General features: G+C 66.9%; 19 protein-coding genes and 1 riboswitch. Of the genes, 6 read left to right on the top strand and 13 right to left on the bottom strand.

Annotated elements, in window-relative coordinates:
* Positions 1 to 12: 12 nt before the first annotated feature.
* Entirely contained in the window at positions 13 to 1149 is a 1137-nt protein-coding gene (locus NYE40_RS01965) for an alanine racemase (protein WP_028599363.1), read from the bottom strand.
* The gene (locus NYE40_RS01960; protein WP_028599362.1) at positions 1139 to 1792 is read right to left on the bottom strand and encodes a helix-turn-helix transcriptional regulator; all 654 of its coding nucleotides are present in this window, start codon (positions 1790 to 1792) and stop codon (positions 1139 to 1141) included. Before NYE40_RS01960 ends, NYE40_RS01965 begins: the two co-directional genes overlap by 11 nt.
* Positions 1793 to 2102: 310 nt before the next feature.
* On the opposite strand from NYE40_RS01960, the gene NYE40_RS01955 reads away from it, so the two are divergent.
* Both NYE40_RS01955 and NYE40_RS01950 read left to right on the top strand, forming a co-directional pair.
* The gene (locus NYE40_RS01955) at positions 2103 to 2570 is read left to right on the top strand and encodes a VOC family protein (RefSeq protein ID WP_028599361.1); all 468 of its coding nucleotides are present in this window, start codon (positions 2103 to 2105) and stop codon (positions 2568 to 2570) included.
* Positions 2567 to 2971, top strand: a complete 405-nt coding sequence (locus NYE40_RS01950) for a hypothetical protein (protein WP_028599360.1) — start codon at positions 2567 to 2569, stop codon at positions 2969 to 2971. The genes NYE40_RS01955 and NYE40_RS01950 overlap by 4 nt, the downstream gene beginning before the upstream one ends.
* Here the strand turns inward: NYE40_RS01950 and NYE40_RS01945 are convergent.
* A complete protein-coding gene (locus NYE40_RS01945; protein ID WP_101808393.1) occupies positions 2968 to 3381 on the bottom strand; it encodes a hypothetical protein in 414 nt (137 codons plus the stop codon). The two genes, NYE40_RS01950 and NYE40_RS01945, sit on opposite strands and share 4 nt — an antisense overlap.
* A 305-nt stretch (positions 3382 to 3686) precedes the next feature.
* On the bottom strand, positions 3687 to 4619 hold the full coding sequence (locus tag NYE40_RS01940; protein WP_028599358.1) for an aldo/keto reductase: 933 nt from the start codon (positions 4617 to 4619) through the stop codon (positions 3687 to 3689).
* Positions 4620 to 4770: 151 nt separating this feature from the next.
* Positions 4771 to 4880, top strand: a riboswitch (TPP riboswitch).
* Between the two features lie 259 nt (positions 4881 to 5139).
* Between NYE40_RS01940 and NYE40_RS01935 the strand changes: the two genes are divergently transcribed.
* The 3 genes from NYE40_RS01935 to NYE40_RS01925 are packed head-to-tail and all read left to right on the top strand — an operon-like array spanning position 5140 to position 8511.
* Positions 5140 to 5757: an ECF transporter S component gene (locus tag NYE40_RS01935; protein ID WP_028599357.1), complete on the top strand. Its 618-nt coding sequence runs from the start codon at positions 5140 to 5142 to the stop codon at positions 5755 to 5757.
* A gap of 4 nt (positions 5758 to 5761) precedes the next feature.
* Positions 5762 to 7717, top strand: a complete 1956-nt coding sequence (locus NYE40_RS01930) for an ABC transporter ATP-binding protein (protein ID WP_084137388.1) — start codon at positions 5762 to 5764, stop codon at positions 7715 to 7717.
* Positions 7714 to 8511, top strand: a complete 798-nt coding sequence (locus NYE40_RS01925; protein WP_028599356.1) for an energy-coupling factor transporter transmembrane component T — start codon at positions 7714 to 7716, stop codon at positions 8509 to 8511. The genes NYE40_RS01930 and NYE40_RS01925 overlap by 4 nt, the downstream gene beginning before the upstream one ends.
* A gap of 371 nt (positions 8512 to 8882) precedes the next feature.
* Here NYE40_RS01925 and NYE40_RS01920 read toward each other — a convergent pair whose 3' ends face one another.
* The 9 genes from NYE40_RS01920 to NYE40_RS01880 form a co-directional block, all read right to left on the bottom strand.
* Positions 8883 to 9083 carry a cold shock domain-containing protein gene (locus NYE40_RS01920; protein WP_028599355.1) on the bottom strand — a complete coding sequence of 67 codons (201 nt, stop codon included), beginning with the start codon at positions 9081 to 9083 and terminating at the stop codon, positions 8883 to 8885.
* Between the two features lie 203 nt (positions 9084 to 9286).
* On the bottom strand, positions 9287 to 9490 hold the full coding sequence (locus NYE40_RS01915; RefSeq protein WP_043111495.1) for a hypothetical protein: 204 nt from the start codon (positions 9488 to 9490) through the stop codon (positions 9287 to 9289).
* Between the two features lie 295 nt (positions 9491 to 9785).
* Entirely contained in the window at positions 9786 to 14093 is a 4308-nt protein-coding gene (locus NYE40_RS01910; protein WP_153782622.1) for a glycosyl hydrolase, read from the bottom strand.
* 158 nt (positions 14094 to 14251) lie between these two features.
* Entirely contained in the window at positions 14252 to 14884 is a 633-nt protein-coding gene (locus NYE40_RS01905; protein ID WP_228551230.1) for a hypothetical protein, read from the bottom strand.
* A gap of 169 nt (positions 14885 to 15053) precedes the next feature.
* A complete protein-coding gene (locus NYE40_RS01900) occupies positions 15054 to 15485 on the bottom strand; it encodes a hypothetical protein (protein ID WP_180968427.1) in 432 nt (143 codons plus the stop codon).
* Between the two features lie 6 nt (positions 15486 to 15491).
* Positions 15492 to 15791 carry a type II toxin-antitoxin system Phd/YefM family antitoxin gene (locus tag NYE40_RS01895; RefSeq protein ID WP_028599352.1) on the bottom strand — a complete coding sequence of 100 codons (300 nt, stop codon included), beginning with the start codon at positions 15789 to 15791 and terminating at the stop codon, positions 15492 to 15494.
* 185 nt (positions 15792 to 15976) lie between these two features.
* Complete coding sequence (locus NYE40_RS01890) at positions 15977 to 17107, bottom strand: PD40 domain-containing protein (protein WP_101808390.1); 1131 nt, start codon at positions 17105 to 17107, stop codon at positions 15977 to 15979.
* A gap of 92 nt (positions 17108 to 17199) precedes the next feature.
* Positions 17200 to 18690 carry a HAMP domain-containing sensor histidine kinase gene (locus NYE40_RS01885; protein ID WP_101808389.1) on the bottom strand — a complete coding sequence of 497 codons (1491 nt, stop codon included), beginning with the start codon at positions 18688 to 18690 and terminating at the stop codon, positions 17200 to 17202.
* Entirely contained in the window at positions 18690 to 19388 is a 699-nt protein-coding gene (locus NYE40_RS01880) for a response regulator transcription factor (protein WP_028599351.1), read from the bottom strand. The genes NYE40_RS01885 and NYE40_RS01880 overlap by 1 nt, the downstream gene beginning before the upstream one ends.
* Positions 19389 to 19528: 140 nt before the next feature.
* Between NYE40_RS01880 and NYE40_RS01875 the strand changes: the two genes are divergently transcribed.
* Positions 19529 to 20041 (top strand): DUF6376 family protein, encoded by a 513-nt coding sequence (locus NYE40_RS01875; protein WP_153782620.1) that lies wholly within the window; start codon positions 19529 to 19531, stop codon positions 20039 to 20041.
* Positions 20042 to 20190: the final 149 nt, after the last annotated feature.

Raw genomic sequence — 20190 nt, 5'->3', positions numbered from 1 at the left:
TGGTCATCTCCCTCATTGAATGCAGCCGCGCGCGGCGACCGGCACCCGGCGCAGGCCGGACTTGCCGCTCACGTACACGCTGCCGTGCAGGTTGACGGTGCTGCAGATATGGTTCGGCACGATGCGCAGCATGTCGCCGGGCTCGCAGGTGTCGTCCGGCGAGATGCGGATGACGCCGTGCTCCTCGTTCATGCGCTCGAACACCGCATGCGGCAGTCCGATGACGCGGCCGAAGCCCTGCAGATGAAGCGGCGGCTTATCCGGCTGCACGTCGGTGGCGAACGTCTTGCTGCCGCCGTCGATGACGATGCGGTCCGGGGCGGGACGGCTGACGACGGTCGCCCACACCTCGGCGGCGCAGTCCTCCGGACGGCAGACGCCGAACGCCGTCTGCATCCGATCCTGAAACACGTACGTGCCGGGCCGGATCTCCGTGACGCCGTCGATCTCGGCGGCGTAGATCGCCGTCGGCGTCGACCCGACGCTCACATCGCGGATCGCGATGCCGCCCCGGCGCAGCGTCTCGGCGACGCCGGCCATGAGGCGGCCTTCCTCGTGGCCGGCCGCCCGCAGGTCGAGCGTCGGCGCTCCGCCGAGCATCGCGCCGCGGTAGGTGAAGATGCCGGTCAGCGACAGCCCCGGCATCGCCGCGATCTCCCGCGCGAGCGCAAGCGCCGCCTCGGGCGGCACGCCCGTGCGCTGCAGGCCGCTCTCGATCTCGAGGCGGACCTCCAGCGCCAGCCCGGCGGCCTCGGCGGCCGCCGACAGCTGCCGCGCGCCGGCGAGGCTGTCCACGCCGACGAGCAGCCGGACGCGCCGCGCCAGCTCGGCGGCGCGCCGCGCCTTGACGGCGCCGACGACGGGATAGGCGACGAAGATGTCGCCGATCCCGCCGTCCGCCATCGCCTCCGCCTCCGACAGCTTGGCGGCGGTGATGCCGCAGGCGCCTGCGGCGACCTGCCGATGCGCCAGCTCCGGCAGCTTGTGCGTCTTGACATGCGGCCGCAGCCGCACGCCGCGCCGCGCCGCCTCCGCGGCCATCGCCGCGATGTTGGCGTCGACCGCCTCGCTGCGGATGACGACGCAGGGCGTGTCGATGCCGTCCGCGAGCCTTTCCCCCGCTCCAACCGCTGCTTCGTTACGCTCCATCTCCATCGCTCCCCTTCGCTTCCTCCAGATCGCTGTACAGCGTGTACTTCGAGATGCCGAGGTAGGCGCATACCTTCTCGCCCGCCTTCTTGATCAGAAACGCGCCCTTGCGGTCGAGCAGCGCGATGAACCGGATCCGGTCCTCGCGCCCCATGAGCGCCGGCGGGCAGCCGACGGCGTCCTCCGCCTCCTGGATGAGCGAGTCGAGCAGGTCGCTCACGTTGCTCGCGAACGACTCCCGGACCGGCGGCAGCTCCTGCAGGCCGATCAGCCCTTGAAGCGCTTTCTCCGCGGCCATCAGCTCGGAGATGTCCAGGTTGATGCAGAGCGCGCCGATGCCCTGGCCCTCGTCGTCCTTGAGGTAAATCGAGGTGGAGCGCAGCAGCCGCCCGTCCTTCGTGCGCGTGACGTAGTTTTGCCGGTGGCCGCCCTCGGACGTGCCGCGCATCACCTCGAGGCCGAGGTTCGTGCCGGGATCGCCGACCTTGCGGCCGGTCACCTGCCCGTTGGCGATGAACACGATCGTGCTGTCGTACGGCCGCGACCAGTCGTGGATGACGACCTCGCAGCGCTCGCCGAACTGCGCCGCGATGCCTTGCGCCAGCTCCGTCAGCATCGGCAGCATGGCGGATACGGTTTGCATCGGCTTGGCTCCTTTCGCTTCGAATTGACGAATTCCGTCATCCGAATGCGGCTTTCATTCATTTCGATTGGTTCTATCCTACACCCGCACAGGCAGAATCGGCAAACTTTTTTTCTGATTCCTGACGTTTCGTCATGGACGGAGAGGGAAAGCGATCGCAGGCCGGCAGGAGGGGACAACTTTTCCGCACCTTGCCGCGTTCAAGAATGAGAGCCGTAGACTTGCGGACACACAGACAAAGCTTGCGACGGGAAAGAGGAGAGTCGGCATGCAGAAAAAAACGACGAAGACGGACGGGCCGCAGAAGAGCTTGATCGAAGGGCTGTACGAAGCCCATCTGCCCGTATCGAATCTGGAGCGAAGCCGGGCGTTTTACGCGGGTCTCGGCCTTCGCCAGGCTTGGGAGGACGAGGACACCGTCTTTTTCTGGATCGAGGAGGGCAAAAGCTGGATCGGCCTGTGGCTCGCTCCGGAGCTGGCGGCTCTGCCCTATCATCCGGCCATCCGGCATGCGGCGTTCCGCGTCGATTGGGAAGGGCTGCTGCGCAGCGCGGCCTGGCTGAAGGCGCGGGGAATCGAGCCGGCGCCGTTCGGGCGGCAGCCGGACGCCGCCCCGTTCGTAAGGCCTCATCAGGCCAACGCGTCCATCTACTTCGACGACCCCGACGGCAACAGCCTCGAGCTCATGTGCTCCGTGGAGGTGCCGGCGGACTGGCGGGAGCACGCGGGCAAAATCCCGGCCGCCGACTGGCCGCCGGGCAACGGAGGGACAGCTTGAAGCGGGCGGCCGCCTGGCTGCTGCCGCTTCTGATCTTTGCCGCCGGATCCGCCGCCGCAGCCTGGCTGCTGATCGGGCCGCCCGCCTCCGGAGACGGCTGGGCGGCCATCGGCAAGGCCGCTCCGGACGAAGCCGCCTCGGCGCGGAAGAGGGTGGTGCTGGCCGCATATGCCGGCCTGACGCCGGAGGAGAGCCGGCTGCTGCCGGCCAGCCCGAAGGATTCCGCCGTCTCGGCAATGACGGCAGGCCCGGAGCTGGCGCAGCGGATCGGCGCGGAGCATGAAGGCCGGACCGTGCATGCGGTCCGCTTCCGCGTCATAGGGCCGGGCGATGCGGGCACGCTGACCGTGTACTTGTCGCAGGACGGCAAGACCGTACTCGGCAAAGAGCGGGCCCGCTAGCGGATTTTTTCCGGCTGCAGCTCCATCTGGCGCGTCCGGGCAGCCGGCAGCCCGACTTTTTCCGGCTGCAGCTCCGGCTGGCGCGTCCGCGCGGCCGGCAGCACGACTTTTTCCGGCTGCAGCTCCGTCTGGCGCGTCCGGGCGGCCGGCAGCACGACTTTTTCCGGCTGCAGCTCCGGCTGGCGCATCCGCGCAGCCGGCAGCCCGACTTTTTCCGGCTGCAGCTCCGGCTGGCGCGTCCGCGCGGCCGGCAGCACGACTTTTTCCGGCTGCAGCTCCGGCTGGCGCATCCGCGCAGCCTGCAGCACGACTTTTTCCGGCTGCAGCTCCGGCTGGCGCATCCGCGCAGCCTGCAGCACGACTTTTTCCGGCTGCAGCTCCGGCTGGCGCGTCCGCGCGGCCTGCAGCACGACTTTTTCCGGCTGCAGCCTCTACTCGCGTTGCTCCAGCCTTCCTCCCTGCTTGCCCGCGCGATCCAACCTCGAAAACGAAAGGAGCCTTCATCCACGGTGTGGATGAAGGCTCCTTGTCGACGCGCTGACGATTCTAAAGGGGGCTGAACCTGCCCTTCGCGAGCCGCCGGCCCTGGGCATCGGCGGCCCTGGCAGGCTTGACGCTCGCCTGCGCCTCGCCGGCGCTTAGGCGCGGGCCGCGCCGCCTACGCTCGCTCCGCGCCTACGCCCGCCCCTGCGTCCGCACGCTGCCGTCCCCCGCCTTACGCCCGCGCCGGAGCCGGGACATCCTGCGGATGCGGCTCCGTCACCAGCGCGACGGCATCGGCGTTGCTCTGCACCTGCTGCGGATTTTTGCAGCCGGGGATGACCGACGTCACCGCCGGATGGCGCAGGCACCAGGCGAGCGCCCATGCCGCCATGTCGACGCCCTCCGGCACTTCTTCCGCAGCGATGCGCTCCACTTCCTCGAGGCGGCGGCGCACCTGCTCCGCATCCTGGCGGTGGCGCACGTCGGTCGCGCCGAACTCCGTGCCCGGCTTGTACTTGCCGCTCAGGAAGCCGCTCGCTAGCGGCACCCGCGCCAGCACGCCGAGATCCTGCGCCTCGCAGGCCGGGAAGACGCGCTCCTCCGGCTTGCGGTCGAGCCGATTGTAGACGACCTGGATCGCCTGCGAGCCGACCCGCGTCGAGGCCTCGGTCTGGTGGAGGTTGTCGTTGCTGCCGATGGAGGTGCCCAGATGGCGGATCTTGCCTGCCTGCACCTGCTTGTCCAGCGCCGTCCACAGGTCGTCGTTGTCGAACGCCGCGTCCGGACCCGAGTGGAACTGGTACAGGTCCACGTAGTCGGTGCGCAGCGCTTTGAGCGAGGCGTCGAGCTGCCGCACGACATCCTCCGCGTCGTACACGTCGGTCCGCTTGAACCGCTCGTGGAAATGATGGCCGAACTTCGTGGCGACGATCCAGTCCTCGCGCCTGCGGCGGCTGAGGTACCCTCCGATGAGCTGCTCCGACAGATGGTCTCCGTAGCATTCCGCCGTGTCGATGAGGTTGATGCCGAGCTCCGCGCCCTTGTCGAGAATCGCGTCCGCCTCGTCCTGCGAGAAGTCCATGCCCCACTCCCCGCCGAATTGCCAGGTGCCGATGCCGACGACCGACACGTTCAGCTCCGTTTTGCCCAAGCGACGATATTTCATTGGCCAATCCCTCCTTTTCTTCCAGCTTACCCGCCTTTGAAAACGGATGCAACCGCCGACGCCCTCAACTCCGTCCGCAATGCCCGTCCTGCCGCCCGCCGGCACTCCCTATTGCCGAACCGGATTTTCCAAGGTATAGTAAGAGCACTTTCATAGCATGCATGGGGGCTCGATGAAGTCGGGCTGAGACTGCGGCCGCATGCCGCTGACCATTGATCTGATCTGGGTAATGCCAGCGTAGAGAGAATGCATCGCGCCAACTTGGGAAAGGCCCTGTCCGCTTAGGGACTTCCGTCCGCCGCTCCGTCCGGGCGGGCGGAGCCTTTCCTGTCCGGCCTGCCGCGTGCAGGCCGGCCGAGTCCTGCGTTCCGCCGCCATAGGGGGACGCGAGGCGCGCCTGTCCGATTCCATCTGCCCGCCGGCTGTCCGGCGGGCTTTTTTTCGCATCCGCCGACAGCAGCCGCTCCGGGATCATGCCGCTGTGAGAGACCGATTCCCCATCCGAAAGGAAGCTGATCCCATGTCCACCGCACCAGCCTCCGGCCGCGCGACGCGCGCCGGCAATCGCCTCACCCTCGCCGACATCCTCGTCACGATCGTCGTCTCGGTCGTCTTCGGCCTCGTCTACAAGATCTGGGGGCCGATGTACGACGTCCTCAAGCCGCTCGGCCTGCACGCCGAGCAGCTCAGCTACGGCATGTGGTTCATGGCCGGCACGTTCGCGTTCCTGCTCATCCGCAAGCCCGGCGTCGCCATCCTCGCGGAAGTCGCCGCCGCCGCGATCGAGGCGTTCCTCGGCGGATCGTGGGGCATCTCGACGCTCTGGTACGGCCTGTTCCAGGGCCTCGGCGCCGAGCTGTTCTTCGCGCTGTTCCTGTACCGCAAGGCCGGTCCGATCGTCGCCGTGCTCGCCTCCGTCGGCGCCGCCGTCGCCTCGATCTTCATCGACCGCTACTACGGCTACATCGACCAGCTCGCGTTCTGGAACTACGCGCTGTTCGTCTCCATGCGGCTGCTCGGCAGCGTCGTCATCGCCGGGCTGTTCGCCTGGGCGCTCGCCCGCGCGCTGGAGCGCACCGGCGTGACGAGCCTGCTGCGTCCGGCTTCGGCCAAGGACTACGACGCGCTGGATGGCTGAGCGGATGAGCGGCCTCAACCGGGGCGCGGCAGCGCCGGGTAACGAGGCGGAGTCGGGGAACGCGGAGGAGTCGGGAAAAGCGGCCAGTCAGGACGCGGAGCGCGCGGCTGCCGGCTCGCTGCGGACGGAAGCCGCCGGAGCGCCTGCCCGGAGCGGCGCTGCGGCCGTGCCGGTCGCGGCCGAGGCGATCGGCCTGCGGCTCAAGTACCCCGGCGAAGAAGCGCCGCTGCTGTTCCGCGACCTCGACGTGACGATCCGGCGCGGAGAGAAGGTGCTGCTGCTCGGACCGAGCGGCTGCGGCAAGTCGACGCTGCTGCAGGTGCTCGGCGGCCTCGTGCCGTCAGCGATCCCGATTCCGCTGAAGGCGGAGCGGCTCGTCGTGCCGGAGCGGCCCGGCTACGTGTTCCAGGATCCCGAAGCGCAGTTCTGCATGCCTTATGCGGACGAAGAGATCGCTTTTGCGCTGGAGAACCAAGCCGTCCCCCGCGAACAGATGCCGGAGCGGATCGCGGCCTGCCTCGAGCAGGCCGGGCTAGAGCTGCCCGACCCGCACACGGCCGTCTCGGAGCTGTCCCAAGGCATGAAGCAGCGGCTCGCCGTCGCCTCGATGCTGGCCGTCGATCCTGACGCGCTGCTGCTCGACGAGCCGACCGCGCTGCTCGACCCGGAAGGCACAGCTCAGGTATGGGACGCGCTGCGCCGCATCTGGGACGGCCGGACCGTGCTCATCGTCGAGCACAAGATCGACCTCATCGCCGGGGATATGGACCGCATCCTGCTGTTCTCGCCGGACGGACGGCTGGAGGCGGACGGCCCGCCGGAGGAGATCTTTCGCGACTGCCGCGCGCAGCTGCGTCGCTACGGCGTCTGGTACCCGGGCTTCTGGGACGATGAGGCAGCGGCAAAGGCAGGCCGCTTCGGCTCCACGGACGGCGGAGCGCATGCGGGAGCGGCGGCTCCGCTCGATGCGGCCGACGAGACTCATGTCTTGCCGCATGCGCCCGTTCCGGCCGGCGGCGGGACGCTTCTCGCAGCGGCAGCGGCAGCGCCAGGCGCGGACGCTTCTGCCGCGGCTGCACCCGCTGCAGGCACGCCGCCGCTTCCCGCCCCGCTGCTGGAGCTGGACGGCTTCGCCGGGATGCGGGGCCGCGAGGTCAAGGTGCGCGCCGACCGGCTGTCCGTCTGCGCCGGCGACTGGATCGCCGTCACCGGAGCCAACGGCGCCGGCAAAAGCACGCTGCTGCTCGCCATCATGCGGCTCGTCCGCAGCGAAGGGCGGATGCGCCTTTTGGGCGCGCCGGAGGCCCGGCTGCGCAAGCCCCGGCAGGCGGCGGAGCTGGCGGCGTACTGCTTTCAGAACCCCGAGTTCCAGCTCGTCACGGACAGCGTCGCCGAGGAGCTGGCGTTCTCGATGCCGGAGCGGCTGTCACCGCCCGAGCGGGACGGCCGGGTCCGGACGCTGCTGGAGCGGTTCGCGCTCGCCGGGCTGGAGCGGCGCCATCCGTACCAGCTGTCGATGGGGCAGAAGCGCCGGCTGAGCGTCGCCTCCGCGATGGCTTGCGGCCAGCGGCTGCTGCTGCTCGACGAGCCGACGTTCGGCCTCGACGCCGCCGGCACCGTTTCGATGATGGAGCAGCTCGAGGAGCTGCGCCGCAGCGGCTGCGCCATCCTCATGGTGACGCATGACGACGAGCTTGTCCGCCGCTTCGCCACCCGCCGCTGGCAGGTGGAGCAGGGCGTCGTGCGGGAGCTTCCCGCTCCGGCGCGGCCTGCTCCCTCCTCGCCGCCCGATGACGGAGCGAGTCGTCGACCGGGCCGCGGAGCGGCCCCCGCATCGGATCACAAACCGGATTACGAACCGGATTACGGAGCGGATCCCGCTGCAGAAGCCTCGCCGACAGGCTCTCCCGAGGCGGCCTTGGCCCGTTCCGTCTTGCCGAAAGGAGCGCCGACCCGATGAACCTTTCCTTTCCGTACCGCGAAACGTGGCTGCACCGTGTCAATCCGACGCATAAGCTGGCGGTGTCGGCGCTGCTGTTCCTGCTCGTGCTGCTGACGCATGACCCGAACGTCATGCTGCTGCTCGCCGTCGCCGCGCTGCTGCCGCTGGCGCTGTTCTCCGGGCATCCGCCGCTGCGGCTGCTGCTGTACGCCTCGCCGTTCCTGCTGCTGTTCGTCAGCTCCGCGTCCGGCATGATGATGTTCGGCAGCGGCGAGACCGTCTGGTTCCAGTACGGCCTGATCCGCATCACCGAGGAAAGCTTCTACCGCGGCCTGCATCTCGGCTTCCGCTCGCTGCAGGTGGCGGCCGTCGGCCTCGCGTTCGCGCTGACGACGCGGCCGGTCGCGCTGTTCTACTCGCTCATGCAGCAGCTGCAGCTGCCGGCGCGCTACGCCTACAGCTTCCTCGCGGCGTTCAACATGCTGCCGCTACTCGCGGAGGAGTTCGTCACGCTGCGTCAGGCGCTGCAGATCCGCGGCGGCCGCAGGCCGCGCGGCCTGCGCGGCTTGTACGAGCGGCTGCGCATGTACGCGATTCCGCTGCTGGCGCAGTGCATCCGGCGCGCCCATCGGACGGCAGCGGCGATGGGGGCCAAGCGCTTCGCCAGCGGCGCGGGCGCGCGCACCTTCTATTACCGCTATCGCCTGTCCGCCGCCGACGCCGGCTATGCGCTCTATGTGCTCGCCTCGACGCTGCTCGCCTGGCAGCTTGGCCAGCATTGGCCGCTGCTGCCGGTCAAGAGCGTTGTCTGACAGGGACGCTCGAGCGGAGTTTTTCCGCGCAACTCCGGCGTCAGGGCGTCTGCTCGAGCAGAGTTGCTCGGTTTTTCCGCGCAATTCCGGCCTCAGGGCGCCTGCTTGAGCAGAGTTGCTCGGTTTTTCCGCGCAACTCCGGCGTCAGGGCGACCGCCCGAGCAGAGTTGCTCGGTTTTTCCGCGCAACTCCCGTCAACATCGTTCCCTCCGCCTACCTCCCTTCACCCGCCCGCTGACTCGATTTTAGAATCGCCTTCCTTCACGGTAAGCGGCACTACGAAACTCTGCACCCGCCCAACGCAAAAAAAGGCTGCCCGCTCATCTCGAGGATGAGCAGGCAGCCTTTTTGGCGCTTGCCGAATCGGAAGCTTACAGCTTCACGACGTTTTCGGCTTGCGGTCCGCGGCTTCCGTCAACAACGTTGAACTCGACCGCTTGGCCTTCGTCCAGCGTCTTGAAGCCTTCGCCCGTGATGGCGGAGTAGTGTACGAATACGTCGCTACCGCCTTCAACTTCGATAAAGCCGTAGCCTTTCTCAGCGTTGAACCATTTTACTGTACCTCTTTGCATGTGTTACACCTCCTGCCGTACTGAGATCTAACCTTTGTATCTGAGATGCAACATATTCAGGGTTATTAAGCAATAACGCAACCAATATGAAGATTCAGCCGAGTGGTTATTACGGTTATGGTAGCATATCCATGAAAGCAATTGCAACCGGACTTCCAGCAAAAAGGGAAAATTTTCTGACTTCGGCCGCCCTGTTCCTTCCTCTACGTCCAAGCCCAGAAAAAGCCGTCCCGGTCCCAGGCGATCCGCCCGCGATGGAGCTTGCGGAACGCCTTCTTGACCTCCTTCTCCAGCGAGACGTTGCCCGCCTCGTTGACGAACACGTACGCCTCGCCGTAGACGCCGCGCACATGCTCGATCGCTTCCTCCTGGCGCAGCATCCCCCTGTCGCGGATCGTCTCGACCATCCACTGCGCGATCTCGGCTTCCTTGCTCAGGCTTTTCTCAGCGGAGCCTTCCGTTCCTTCGCCCTGTCCCTCTGCAGTCGTGCCTTCCTCGACCTCAGCCGCAGCGCCGCCGCTGCCGGCGGCTTGCTCGTCCACAATCTCGCCTGCTTCAACCTTCTTGCTCTCGCTCATGCCGCATCCTCCCGCAGCGCGCTTGTCCGCTCCGCCTTTGCCGGGCAGCGGGACGCGCGCCGATTTCTTTCCTCCATCCTACACGAAATCGGCGCGGCTTGCTCGCATCGGAACCAAGCGCCGCCTACTCCAGCGTCACGTCGTCGATGTACACCGTGCCGCCGCCGGCCGCGTCGTACACCTGCAGGCCGATCGCCTGCAGGAACGACTTGTCGATCGGCTTGCCGTAGCTGTCCGGGCCGTCCAGGTCGATCTCGTACCACTGGTACTCGCTCGTCAGCGGCTTGCCGCCCGCCGCCGCCCACGACCAGCCGCCGCCATGCTTGAGGAACAGCTGCGCCGAAGCGCTGCCGCCCTCGATGCGGGCCCGCAGCCGCAGCTTGGAGCCGCTGCTCAGATCGAGCGCGCCGACGCGGGCGATCTCGCCGTTTTTGCCGGCGGCCGGACTGGCGCCGATCGTCACGGCCAGCGCCTGGCCGCCGCCATCGGCAGCGAGCGCCGCCGCGCCGAGGCCGATGTCGTTGCCGCCGATGGCCCAGCCGCCGAGCGACTGCTCGAAGTCCTGCAGCACGCCTTTCGGCAGGCCGGCTCCGCCTTCGCCGCTCGGCACCGTGCCGGCAGCCGGATCGTTCAGCGCCCGGATGTCGTCGAAGTACATCGAGCTCGTCAGCCGGTTGCCGTCCGGCACCGCGTTCGTATAGATCGAGAAGGCGTTCACGCTCTTCAGGTTCAGCCTCGTCAGCGTGCCGGTCGCGCCGTTGGCCGGCTGAAAGTCGCGGAACGGAGCGACGATCAGCTGCGGCTCGGTGCCGGTCGTGTCCGGGTAGTACTCGTACGTCTTGCCGGAGGCGTTGATCTGCATGACGAGCTTCTGCCCCTTGCCGTCCGGCTCGTACCAGAACTGGAGCGCGTTGTAGTCGGACCAGTCGGCGCCGCCCATCGACTTGGTGATGCCCGCGTACCCGCTCGAGCCGAGCGTGTACGTGTACTTCAGGCCGTAGCCGCCGCCATGCTTGCGCGAGCTGTCCAGCGCCGCCGAGGCGCTGTCGCCGCCGGCATGGACGAACTTCGTCTGGAGCGCGGCATCCTGTCCCATGTAGCCCTCGAAGTCATCGACCGACGCCGGATCGAGCGAAGCGTCGACGAACGTGCTGTACAGCCCGATGCGGTCGATGTACACGCTGCCCGCGCCGGACAGGCCGCTGCCTGCCAGCGAGACGAACAGCTCCTGCGAGGCTTGCAGCTTGGCGAGATCGGTCAGGTCGAACTCCGGCGCGTAATGCGCGTAGACCTGCTGCCCGACCGTCACCGTCGGCAGCTCGCTCAAGCGGACCTGCGTCGTGCCCATGCCGTATTTCGCCTCGAAGTCGGGCGGCAGCATGCCGAACGCCTGGATCTTCGCCTCGTCGCCGCTCGCCGCCGCAAAATCCAGCGGGATGTACGCGTCCAGCTTGACGCGCCGCACCTGGCTCATGTCGGCCAAGCCGAGCTTGGCCGCGGCTCCGTTCAGCTGCAGCTTGATCTCCTGCCACGTCTCAGCCGGATCGAGCCCGCCGACGTCGAGCTTGAGCGCGCCTCCGCCGTTCCACTGCACCTGCTGCGCCTCGCCGACGTCGGCCTTCCAGCCGCCGCCGCTCGACGCTCCTTCCAGCCCTTCGTCGAACATGTACTCCCCGAGCGGCGCCTCCGGAATCTTGACGGCCACCGTCTTGGTCTCCTCCTGCAGCAATTCGCCGTCCGCGGCATACGCCCGCACCGTCACGGCCGCCGCCGTGCCGTTCAGCCGGCCGTCCAGCTGCCAGTCCGCCTCATAGAAGCCGGTCGCCGGATTGAGTACCAGCGGCTGCTCCTGCGTCATGCCGTCCGCCGTCATGACGACGCGGGCTCCCTCGGCGTTTTGCACGCGCACCCGCACCTTGAAGCTCGGCGTGCGGACGGACGCTTGGTTGGTCGGCGAAGCGACATGCACGAACGGCTTTTCCTCCGCCGCCTCGGTCTGACGCTCGTACGCCTGCCGCACCTCCCGCGCGAACAGCGTGTACGGCTCCTCGTAGAAGCGGATGAAGTCCGGCAGCATCTCGTTCGGCTCGCCCTCGGCGCGCGGATACGGGACGTAGGTCGACGTGTCGCCGAAGTTGGCCCAGGTGAGCATGTAGGCCATCCGCTTCGCATCGGGATCGGACTGCAGGGCGGCGGTCAGGCGGGTATAGAAGTCCGGCGTCGCGTTGCCCGAAGTCTTCATCTTCTGGTAGCCGAACTCGGTCAGCGCCGCGATCTTGCCCTTCGCGTCCGCGACGCGGGAGACGGTCGCCGCCTCGACGGCCACGCCGTCGAACCACGACTGGCCCTCGCCGTTGTAGTAGCTGTCGAAGCCGAGCAGATCGACGTAGTCGTCGCCCGGATACGTCTCCAGGTAGCGCGCCTCGTCCGTGCCGAAGCCGCCGCCCGGCGAGTAGGCGTACAGGAAGTTGCGCACGCCCTTGAGGTCGCGCAGGTACTCGACCGTGTAGCGGTAGATCTCCTTGTACTCCTCCTTGGTCGTGAACGCCGCGCCCCACCAGAACCAGCTGCCGCTCTGCTCGTGGAACGGACGGAAGACGACCGGAATCGGCTTGCCGCCGTCATCCTTCAGATGCAGCGCGAAGTCCGCGATGAGGTCGAGGAACTCGTTGTAGGCGCCATGGTTGCTGCCGCCCGGCAGGATCGTCGAGACGACGTTGCCGCGCAGGTCGTAGAAGTCGCCGCCGGTGACGAAGTTCGGCATATGCGAGCTCAGCGTCAGCACGCCTCCGCTTTCGTAGGCTTTTTTCATGACGGCAACGAGATTGTCGCGGCTCTGGATCGGATCGCCTTGGACGCCCGGCTTCTCATGGCCTTCCAGGCTGAGCGTGTCCCAGCCGAACACGGCCGGGTAGTCGCCGACGGCGTTTTTGGCGTCCGACTGCGTGCCGTCGCGCTCCGTGATGCTGAGGCCCTCGGTCGTCGCATGCTGCTGGCCGAACAGGATGCCCGTGCCGCGGATTTCGTTCAGATAGCTGAAAAGCGAGCGGGTCTCCGCCGTCGCCTGGCGGTCGACGAAGTCGATCGTCTGCGGCGATGCCGTCGGCGTCGCGGTCGGCGATGCCGTCGGGGTTGGCGTCGCGGTCTGCGCCGGCGTCGGCGTTGGCGTCGCGGTCGGCACGAAGGTCGGCGCGGCGGTCGGCCCCGGCGTCGCGCTCGGCGCCGCCGACGGCGCAGGCGAAGCGGCGCCGAGCGGCGCTAGCGCTCCGTCGGCCCAGCGGTACTCGCCGGCGGAGACGGCTTGGCCGTTCACCAGCGCTCCGCCCTGCGGCACGACGAGCCTGCCGATGCGGGCTTGGCCGCCGACAGTCAGCTCGGCTTGGCCGCTCAGCTCCAGCATCTCCACGCGCGCGTCGCCGGCCAGCTCGATGAGCGCCGAGCCCTGCACGGACAGCCGCTGGACCGTGCCGCCCGTCAGCACGAGCCGCACCTTGCCCTGCTTGCGCTCGACGACCGTCTCGCCCAGCGCCGAGTCCGTCACGCGGATGGAATGCTCGCCGCCGCCCGCGATCCGGGTCGTGCCCGCCACCTGCACGCGCTCGAGGCTGGCGTCGCCGTCCCCGATGCCCGGCGCGAGGTACAGGTTGCCGTCGATGGCCATATCCTTCAGCTTCACGCCGTCCGCGTTCACGATGGCATGGCCGTCCGCATCGGCGGCGCGCTCCGTGCCCGGCTTGCCCTCATAGGCCGCGACCAGACGGTCGAGCAGCTGAGCCGCCTCGGCCCGCGTCAGCGGCCCGGCAGGACGGAACGTGCCGTCCGGATAGCCGCCGAGCGCCGGCCGCAGCGCCTCGACCGCGTCCCGGGCATAGGCGCGGATGCTCGCGCTGTCCGAGAAGCCTGCCGTCTCGGCTCCATCCGCCGCCTGCAGCCCGAAGGCGCGCGCCAGCAGCACCGCCGCGTCCTGGCGGCTGACGGCAGTTTCCGGCAGCGCCTTGTTCGCGCCGTCGCCCTGGTAATACCCGGCCTCACGCGCAGCGGCAAGCGCCTCGGCGTACCAGGCGGACGCCGGCACGTCGCTGAAGGCAGCGGCGGAGCCGTCTGCCGTCAATCCGAACAAACGGTTGACGACCGCCGCGAGCTCGGCCCGGGTGATCGTCCTGGACGGCCGGAATTGTCCGTCCGGGTAGCCGCTCAGGATGCCCGCGTCCGCCCAGCGGGCGATCGCTTCCCGAGCCCAGTGTCCCTGCGTGTCCGCGGACGGGGCCGTTGCGGCTTGTCCGGCCGCCGTTGCCGCTGCGGACGGCGAGCCTCCCGCCGCTTCGGCAGCGGCGGCTCTTTCTCCCTGTCCGCCTGCGGCGGCAGCGGCGACAGGCGCGACGGCCAGGGCAGCGGCAAGCGCTCCGGCAAGCCAAGTCGTCTTCTTTTTCATCTCATCCCTCCTGATTCTGACACCGCCCGAGAACAGACTGGAAGCGGTTACATATAAGAAAAGAATAAAGCACCGCTGCAGGAAGAAACAGGGCGCTCTTTGCGATTTATGGGATTGTATTGTCGCGTTTGTTAGCTTTCCGTTAGATCGCCGCCCGCTCAGACCGCAGCCCTTTTCGGCAGCCGCAAAGGAAGGCTCTCCCCCTCGGCCGATCCGGCGCGACGGCCGTCCCGGTCGAGCAGCGGGTAGTCGGAGAGCAAGCCCTCGTACACGACCTGCAGCTCGGGATGCTCCAGGAAATGATGCGGAGCGGTCAGCGCCGGCGGCTGGTCGAACAAGGCGATTCCGCTCCGCTCGAGCGCATCGGCGACGAACTGCGAGCAGAAGTAACGATCCTGCGGCTCGAAGCGCAGGTTCAGCACGAAGCCGAGCAGTCCGAGCAGGTTGTAGCCGTACCGGTCCACGGTCTGTTCGAAATAGCGGATGACGCCGCAAGCTCGCCGGAACTGCTCCTCCGTCGCTTCGAGCCGGAGCAGCACGCAAGCCATCCCCGGGTACTCCCGGCACATGCCTGCCGCTTCCTCCCGGACGAATCCGGCCGCCAGAGGATGGGATTGATCCTTCCGTCCGAAGCTGTACATATGCCGCAGACTCGGATCCAGCGCCAAGGAGGCGTGATTGCAGGGCGCTCCCGTATAGGCTTTGATCAGCCGCGTGAACAGCGTGCCGGTATCCGTGAGAAGGATGTACAGCCTTCTCCCTTGCTGCTCCTCGGGAATGCCCATGCCCATGCCTCTTCGCCTCCTTGGCTCGATGGAAACAGATTACCATCGCGGACGGCGGCCCCGGAAGCGGCTGCAGCCGCAAGCCGGTCTGGACCCGGGACCAGTCTGCCATGCGGCCAGGGACTTGGGCATTCGAAGGCGTCCCGCTCTGCAGGCAGAAGAAAGGAGGAACGAATCAAGTCGCTCCTCCTTTTTTCCCTCTTCGAGTAGAAGCTCGAAGCGGCCATGTATGTTGTTCTTCGTGAAATCGTATAAGATCCTTCTTGCTGATTTTCCGATACTGTTTATAACGCGAATGAGCGATTTTGAACGCCATATCGCGAGTGCGCCTTTCAATAGTCAGGATATACACGATTCGGAGCACATGCACGATCTCGTCCGTCACTCGATAGATGATTCGTATTCCAGCGTCGCGAAGCTTGATCTCTCTGCAGCCCGCAAGTTTCGTATGGATAGAATTGCTCAGAACTTTGCCTACTTCATCGGCCCGATAAACAAGCTCGTCGATCGCAGCGTTGACAATAGCTAGAACAGAACCGTCCAGTCGGCCATATTCCTTTTCCGCATCCACATCCAGCCGAACATCGAAGCGATCTTCCAACGTCACGGAACGCTACCTCTCCCGCCTGACGTTTTTCCAGGACTTCGCGGACTCTGGATCCCGCTCTATGCGCTCCAGACGATGAAGGAGAGTACGCTCTTCCTCCTCCGCCTCCAACCGGCTCAAGCGATCATAAATATCCTCGAACAAAGAATAGCTGAGCAAGACCGTATCGACCGTTCCATTTTCCGTAATATACTGTGGAACTTGCTTCGCTTTCTTCCGCAGCTCACCGAATTTTTTGGAAGCTTCCGAAGAGGAGGTTAACTGATCCACCGTAAACGTCGGTTTCGCCAAAACCTTCACCACCATTCTCATCTTCTCCTTTGTCATAGTATTCCGTCAGATGCATCCAGTATACTATAAGTTCACCCAATAAGTTACGTAAAATCATACGGAGGCAAGCTTCATCTATCGGTGAAGCATGGCCTAGTCCCGCTCACCCCGCACCAAAAACGCCGGAATCCCGCTTGCGGAATTCCGGCGCCTGCCGCCTTTTATTGATCCTTGAAGCGAACGATCGTCGTCTTGAACTCGATGCCCTGGCCGCCGTAGGAGGACGTCGTCATCATCAGCTGCTTGCCGGAAGGGCTCCAGCGGACGGCATCGCCCGCGAGGTCCCGCGTGCTGACGAGACTCGTCTGCTTGCCGGTCTCGGCCTCGGACATGAACAGCCCCTGATCCTCGACGCCCTCCGCGCTGAGCGAGTAGGCGAGCGTCTGGCCGTCCGGGGACCAGCTCGTGCCGAAGATCTGCGTGCCGGAGGCGAGCTCCTTCTGCTCGGCGCCGCCGGCATCGGACAGGACGAGCTTGACGCCGGCCTGTCCGGACCGCTTCACGAGGGCGAGGCGGCTGCCGTCCGGAGACGGAACGACCCAATCGATGCCCTCGGCCACGGCTTTTTTCTCCTTGGTCTCTTTGTCATAGGCAAACAGCGTCTGGTTCTCGCCCGCGATGTAATACCAGGTAGCACCCGATACGGCCAAGCCGCGGATGAACTTGTCCTTCTCCTTCACTACGACCGTCGCCTTGCCCTGGAGATCGACCTGCATGAGCTCTCCTTCGAGCGTCGGGAAAATCACGGTGCTGTCATCGGCCCATGCGCCTTCGGTGGCGGGGATGTGGATGTTGTCGAGCTCCGTCACCGTTCCCGTCTCGAGGTTCAGGATCCGGCCGAAGCCGGTTGCCTCCTCGGTCTTCTTGAAGAACAGATGCTTCTTGTCCGGCGACAGCGCGGCGAAGCCGGTATCCGACGGAGAAGCCTGCAGCGTCTCGAGCTCGCTTCCTTCCGCCACCGCGCGAATATACAGGTTGAAAGGCTGGCGCTGCTCGCCCTCCGTCGCGGTCGGCGGCTGCTCGGCGTTCGGAGCCATCGCGACGATGCGCTCCTCGTCCAGCCATTCCTGGCCCCGCACGCCCTCGAGCGTGCTGACCTTGTCGATCTCCAGTCCGGTATCGTACACCGACTCCTGCTTGTTCTCGACGACGGTCACCTTGGAGCCCGGCTTCTCGACCGTCTCGCGGTCGGGAGCGTTGCCGGAGGCGCAAGCGACGGCGGACAGCAGAGCGGCGGTCGTCAGGACGGCGAGCGCCGAGCGGCGCATCTTGTTCGGGTTGGCTTTCATCATGTTCGGTTCCCCCTTGCGGTTGTTGCTTTCAGCTTAACCGTAGGATGCGTCGGCGCGATGTCGAGGATGTTTCCGAGTTGTAAACAAATGCCTCACTCCCCGCTCCGCCCGTCTGCAAGCGGCAGCCGCAGCGTGAACCGCATGCCTCCGCCTGCGCGCCGGCCCGCCTCCACGGAGCCGCCCTCCTTGGCGGCCAACTCGCGCACGAGCGGCAGGCCGAGGCCGGTGCCGCCCGTCTCGCGGCTGCGGTCGCGGCTCACCGTATAGAACGGCTCGAACACCCGCTCCAGCAGCTCCTCGGGGATGCCGATGCCTCCGTCTTCGACGTCGAGCACCGCCCAGCCGTCCTCGGCGCGGCTGCCGAGCCGGACGAAGCCGCCCGGCCGGTTGTACTTGATCGCGTTGTCGATCAGATTGACGAGCATATGCATGAGGCTCTCGCGGTCGCACCATGCCTGCGCGTCCCGCAGCTCAAGCTCCAGCCGCAGGCCGAACTTCTCCGCCTTGCCGCGCATGCGGCCGGCCACATCCTCCAGCAGCTCGCGGGCGTCGAGCCGCTCGGCCCGGGACTCGAACTCGTAGCGCTCGAGCGAGGACAGCTGGAGCGCCTTTTCGACCATGTCGTACAGACGGTCGGTCTCCTTGCCGATGCTGCGATGCGCCTCGCCCAGCAGCTCCGGGTCGTCCTTGTACATGCCGACGAGCTCGACATACGCCTTGATTGAGGTGAGCGGCGTCTTGAACTCATGGCTGATGCTGCCGATGAACTGCTTCTGCTGGCGCTCCAGCGCCTGCAGCTTGTCGACGGCGAGCTGCAGGTTGCGCCGCTCGCGCTCCATCGCGCCGATGCCGCTCTCGAGCTCCCGGCTCATGAAGGCGATGCCTTCGCCGAGCTCGCCCAGCTCGTCCCGCCGCCGCACCGGCGACGCCGCGATGAAGTCCTGGCGGCGGATGCGGTCCGCCGCGCCCTTCAAGCGGACGACCGCGGACGCGATGCGGCTGAAGTACAGGTAGCCGAGCGCGAACGCCGCCGCCAGCACGCCGCCGCCGATGACGAGGAACAGCCGCCGGATCTCCTGGCGGAACTGCTCCGATCCGCGCAGCGAATACTGCAGCTGCACCGCGCCGAGCTGTCCGTCCGGCCCTTCGAGCGGAGCGAGGTAGATCAGCGTCCCGTCCGATTCGGTGAAGGCGACTTTATTGTCCAGCGCGTAGCCGAGCAGCTCGCTCGCGGGCGAGCCCGCGGGCGGAGCGGCTCCCGTCCCGTCCTGCAGCGAGCTGCCTGCGACCGTGCCCCCCATGTCGTAAAGCGTCAGCGGCAAGCCGCCGTAAGCGTACAGCTCCTGCGCGAGCTGACGGCCGCTGCGCCGCAGGAATTCCTGCGGGTCGCCTCCGGAGCCGGAGTAATACGCCTGGCGGATGCGCAGGTTCGCCATCCGGGTCTGCTGCGCCAGCTCCTGCTCCATGCGCGCCTGCTGGTTGTCCTGGATGCCGCGCTCGACGAGCAGGCTCAGCAGGCCGGCCGCGAGCAGCAGCAGCGCCGCGAGGAACAGCGTCAGCCGCAGCCTCAGGCCGAGCCGCATTAGTCCGAGCCTCCGGCCGCGGAGGGCGACGCCTTGTAGCCGATGCCGTAGACGGTCTGCAGCGCCGCCTGCCAGGGCTCGCCAAGCTTTTTGCGCAGCCGCTGGATATGGATGTCCACCGTGCGCGTGCCGCCGGCGTAATCCATGCCCCAGACGAGATCGAGCAGCTCCTCGCGCGTGTACACGCGCTCCGGATGATGCAGCAGCGCGGCGAGCAGGTCGAACTCCTTGGGCGTCAGATCGAGCTGGCGGCCGTCCGCATAGGCGGCGCGCCGCTCGGGCAGCACCCGCAGGCCGCCCTCCGCAGCGGCCTCCTGCGCCGCCTCGGGGATGCGCTCGAGCCGGCGCGCCAGCGCCTTGACGCGCGCGAGCAGCTCGCGGATCTCAAACGGCTTGGTCATGTAGTCGTCCGCGCCGAGCTCCAGGCCGACGACCTTGTCGACGATATCGTTCTTGACGGTCAGCAGGATGATGCCGATGTCCTCGCGTCCGTCGAGGCGGCGGCACACCTCGTAGCCGTTCAGCTTGGGCATCATCACGTCGAGCACGACGACGCGCGGACGGAAGCTCTCGACCTTGGCGAGCGCCTCTTCCCCGTCCTGCGCCGTCTGCACCTCGTAGCCCTCCCGCCCGAGGGCGTAAGCTACGGCGGAGGCGATGCTTTTCTCGTCGTCGACGACGAGCACGCGCGTCTGCATCGGGCATTCACGCTCCCTTCTGCTACAAGTATACCCGACTCGACCCGGTTGAAAAGGGACGCCCGGCGCCGAAAGGTGAAACCATCCGGCCCTGCGGGGAGTAAAGGAGAGGAACGACACCGCGAAAGGATGATGAACCGATGAAGCAAAACCACCGGCTCCGCCTTCCCGCGCGAGCCGTATCCCTCGGCCGCCGGCGGCTGCTGGCGCTGCTGCTCGCGCCCGCCCTGCTGGCCGGCTGCTCGCTGCCGGGCAGCGTCGACGAAGCGCTCGGCGGCGTGAACGATTCCCTGACGTATGTGAATGAAGCGACATCCTATATCAACGAAGCGAGCCAGTTTTCCAACGAGCTGCCCGGCCTGGCCCAGCAGGCGCTGACCGATCCGGACGCGCTGGCGAGCCTGGAGTCGGAGCTCGGCGCCATGAAGGCGGACATCGCCGCCTTCAACGGCTTGACCGCGCCGGAGTTCGCCTCGGCGATCGACGCCAAGCTCGAGCAGTACAACGGCGTGCTGAGCGGACAGATCGACGGCCTGCTGCAGGCGGTGAACAGCGGCCAGCTGACCGCCCAGGCGATCGAGCAGTCGCAGATCGGCCAGACGCTGTCGCAAATTACCGCCATCCTGGACCAGGTCCAGCGGCTGGGCGGCTGAATTCTGCTTAGATAAAAAAACACCCTCCGGCAATTGAAAAATGCCAGAGGGTGTTTTTTTTGAATTCTCAGGAGGGCGCGCTGCGCTTCCAGACCCGCCGCGCCGCCAAGCCTCAGGAATCGTTCGCATCGGATGAGGAGGGAGTCGGG

It is taken from the genome of Paenibacillus sp. FSL W8-1187, from assembly GCF_037965485.1.
Classification (GTDB): domain Bacteria; phylum Bacillota; class Bacilli; order Paenibacillales; family Paenibacillaceae; genus Paenibacillus_O; species Paenibacillus_O pasadenensis.
This window is presented reverse-complemented; position numbering and strand designations above follow the sequence as displayed.

Bases quoted from the DNA above. Each gene is read 5' to 3' on its own strand.
- NYE40_RS01935 (WP_028599357.1), top strand. From the start codon at position 5,140: ATGTCCACCGCACCAGCCTCCGGCCGCGCGACGCGCGCCGGCAATCGC.
- NYE40_RS01880 (WP_028599351.1), bottom strand. From the start codon at position 19,388: ATGCAGACGCGCGTGCTCGTCGTCGACGACGAGAAAAGCATCGCCTCC.
- NYE40_RS01885 (WP_101808389.1), bottom strand. From the start codon at position 18,690: ATGCGGCTCGGCCTGAGGCTGCGGCTGACGCTGTTCCTCGCGGCGCTG.
- NYE40_RS01910 (WP_153782622.1), bottom strand. From the start codon at position 14,093: ATGAAAAAGAAGACGACTTGGCTTGCCGGAGCGCTTGCCGCTGCCCTG.
- NYE40_RS01915 (WP_043111495.1), bottom strand. From the start codon at position 9,490: ATGGTCGAGACGATCCGCGACAGGGGGATGCTGCGCCAGGAGGAAGCG.
- NYE40_RS01930 (WP_084137388.1), top strand. From the start codon at position 5,762: ATGAGCGGCCTCAACCGGGGCGCGGCAGCGCCGGGTAACGAGGCGGAG.
- NYE40_RS01960 (WP_028599362.1), bottom strand. From the start codon at position 1,792: ATGCAAACCGTATCCGCCATGCTGCCGATGCTGACGGAGCTGGCGCAA.
- NYE40_RS01895 (WP_028599352.1), bottom strand. From the start codon at position 15,791: ATGGTGGTGAAGGTTTTGGCGAAACCGACGTTTACGGTGGATCAGTTA.
- NYE40_RS01925 (WP_028599356.1), top strand. From the start codon at position 7,714: ATGAACCTTTCCTTTCCGTACCGCGAAACGTGGCTGCACCGTGTCAAT.
- NYE40_RS01940 (WP_028599358.1), bottom strand. From the start codon at position 4,619: ATGAAATATCGTCGCTTGGGCAAAACGGAGCTGAACGTGTCGGTCGTC.
- NYE40_RS01965 (WP_028599363.1), bottom strand. From the start codon at position 1,149: ATGGAGCGTAACGAAGCAGCGGTTGGAGCGGGGGAAAGGCTCGCGGAC.
- NYE40_RS01905 (WP_228551230.1), bottom strand. From the start codon at position 14,884: ATGGGCATGGGCATTCCCGAGGAGCAGCAAGGGAGAAGGCTGTACATC.
- NYE40_RS01890 (WP_101808390.1), bottom strand. From the start codon at position 17,107: ATGATGAAAGCCAACCCGAACAAGATGCGCCGCTCGGCGCTCGCCGTC.
- NYE40_RS01875 (WP_153782620.1), top strand. From the start codon at position 19,529: ATGAAGCAAAACCACCGGCTCCGCCTTCCCGCGCGAGCCGTATCCCTC.
- NYE40_RS01920 (WP_028599355.1), bottom strand. From the start codon at position 9,083: ATGCAAAGAGGTACAGTAAAATGGTTCAACGCTGAGAAAGGCTACGGC.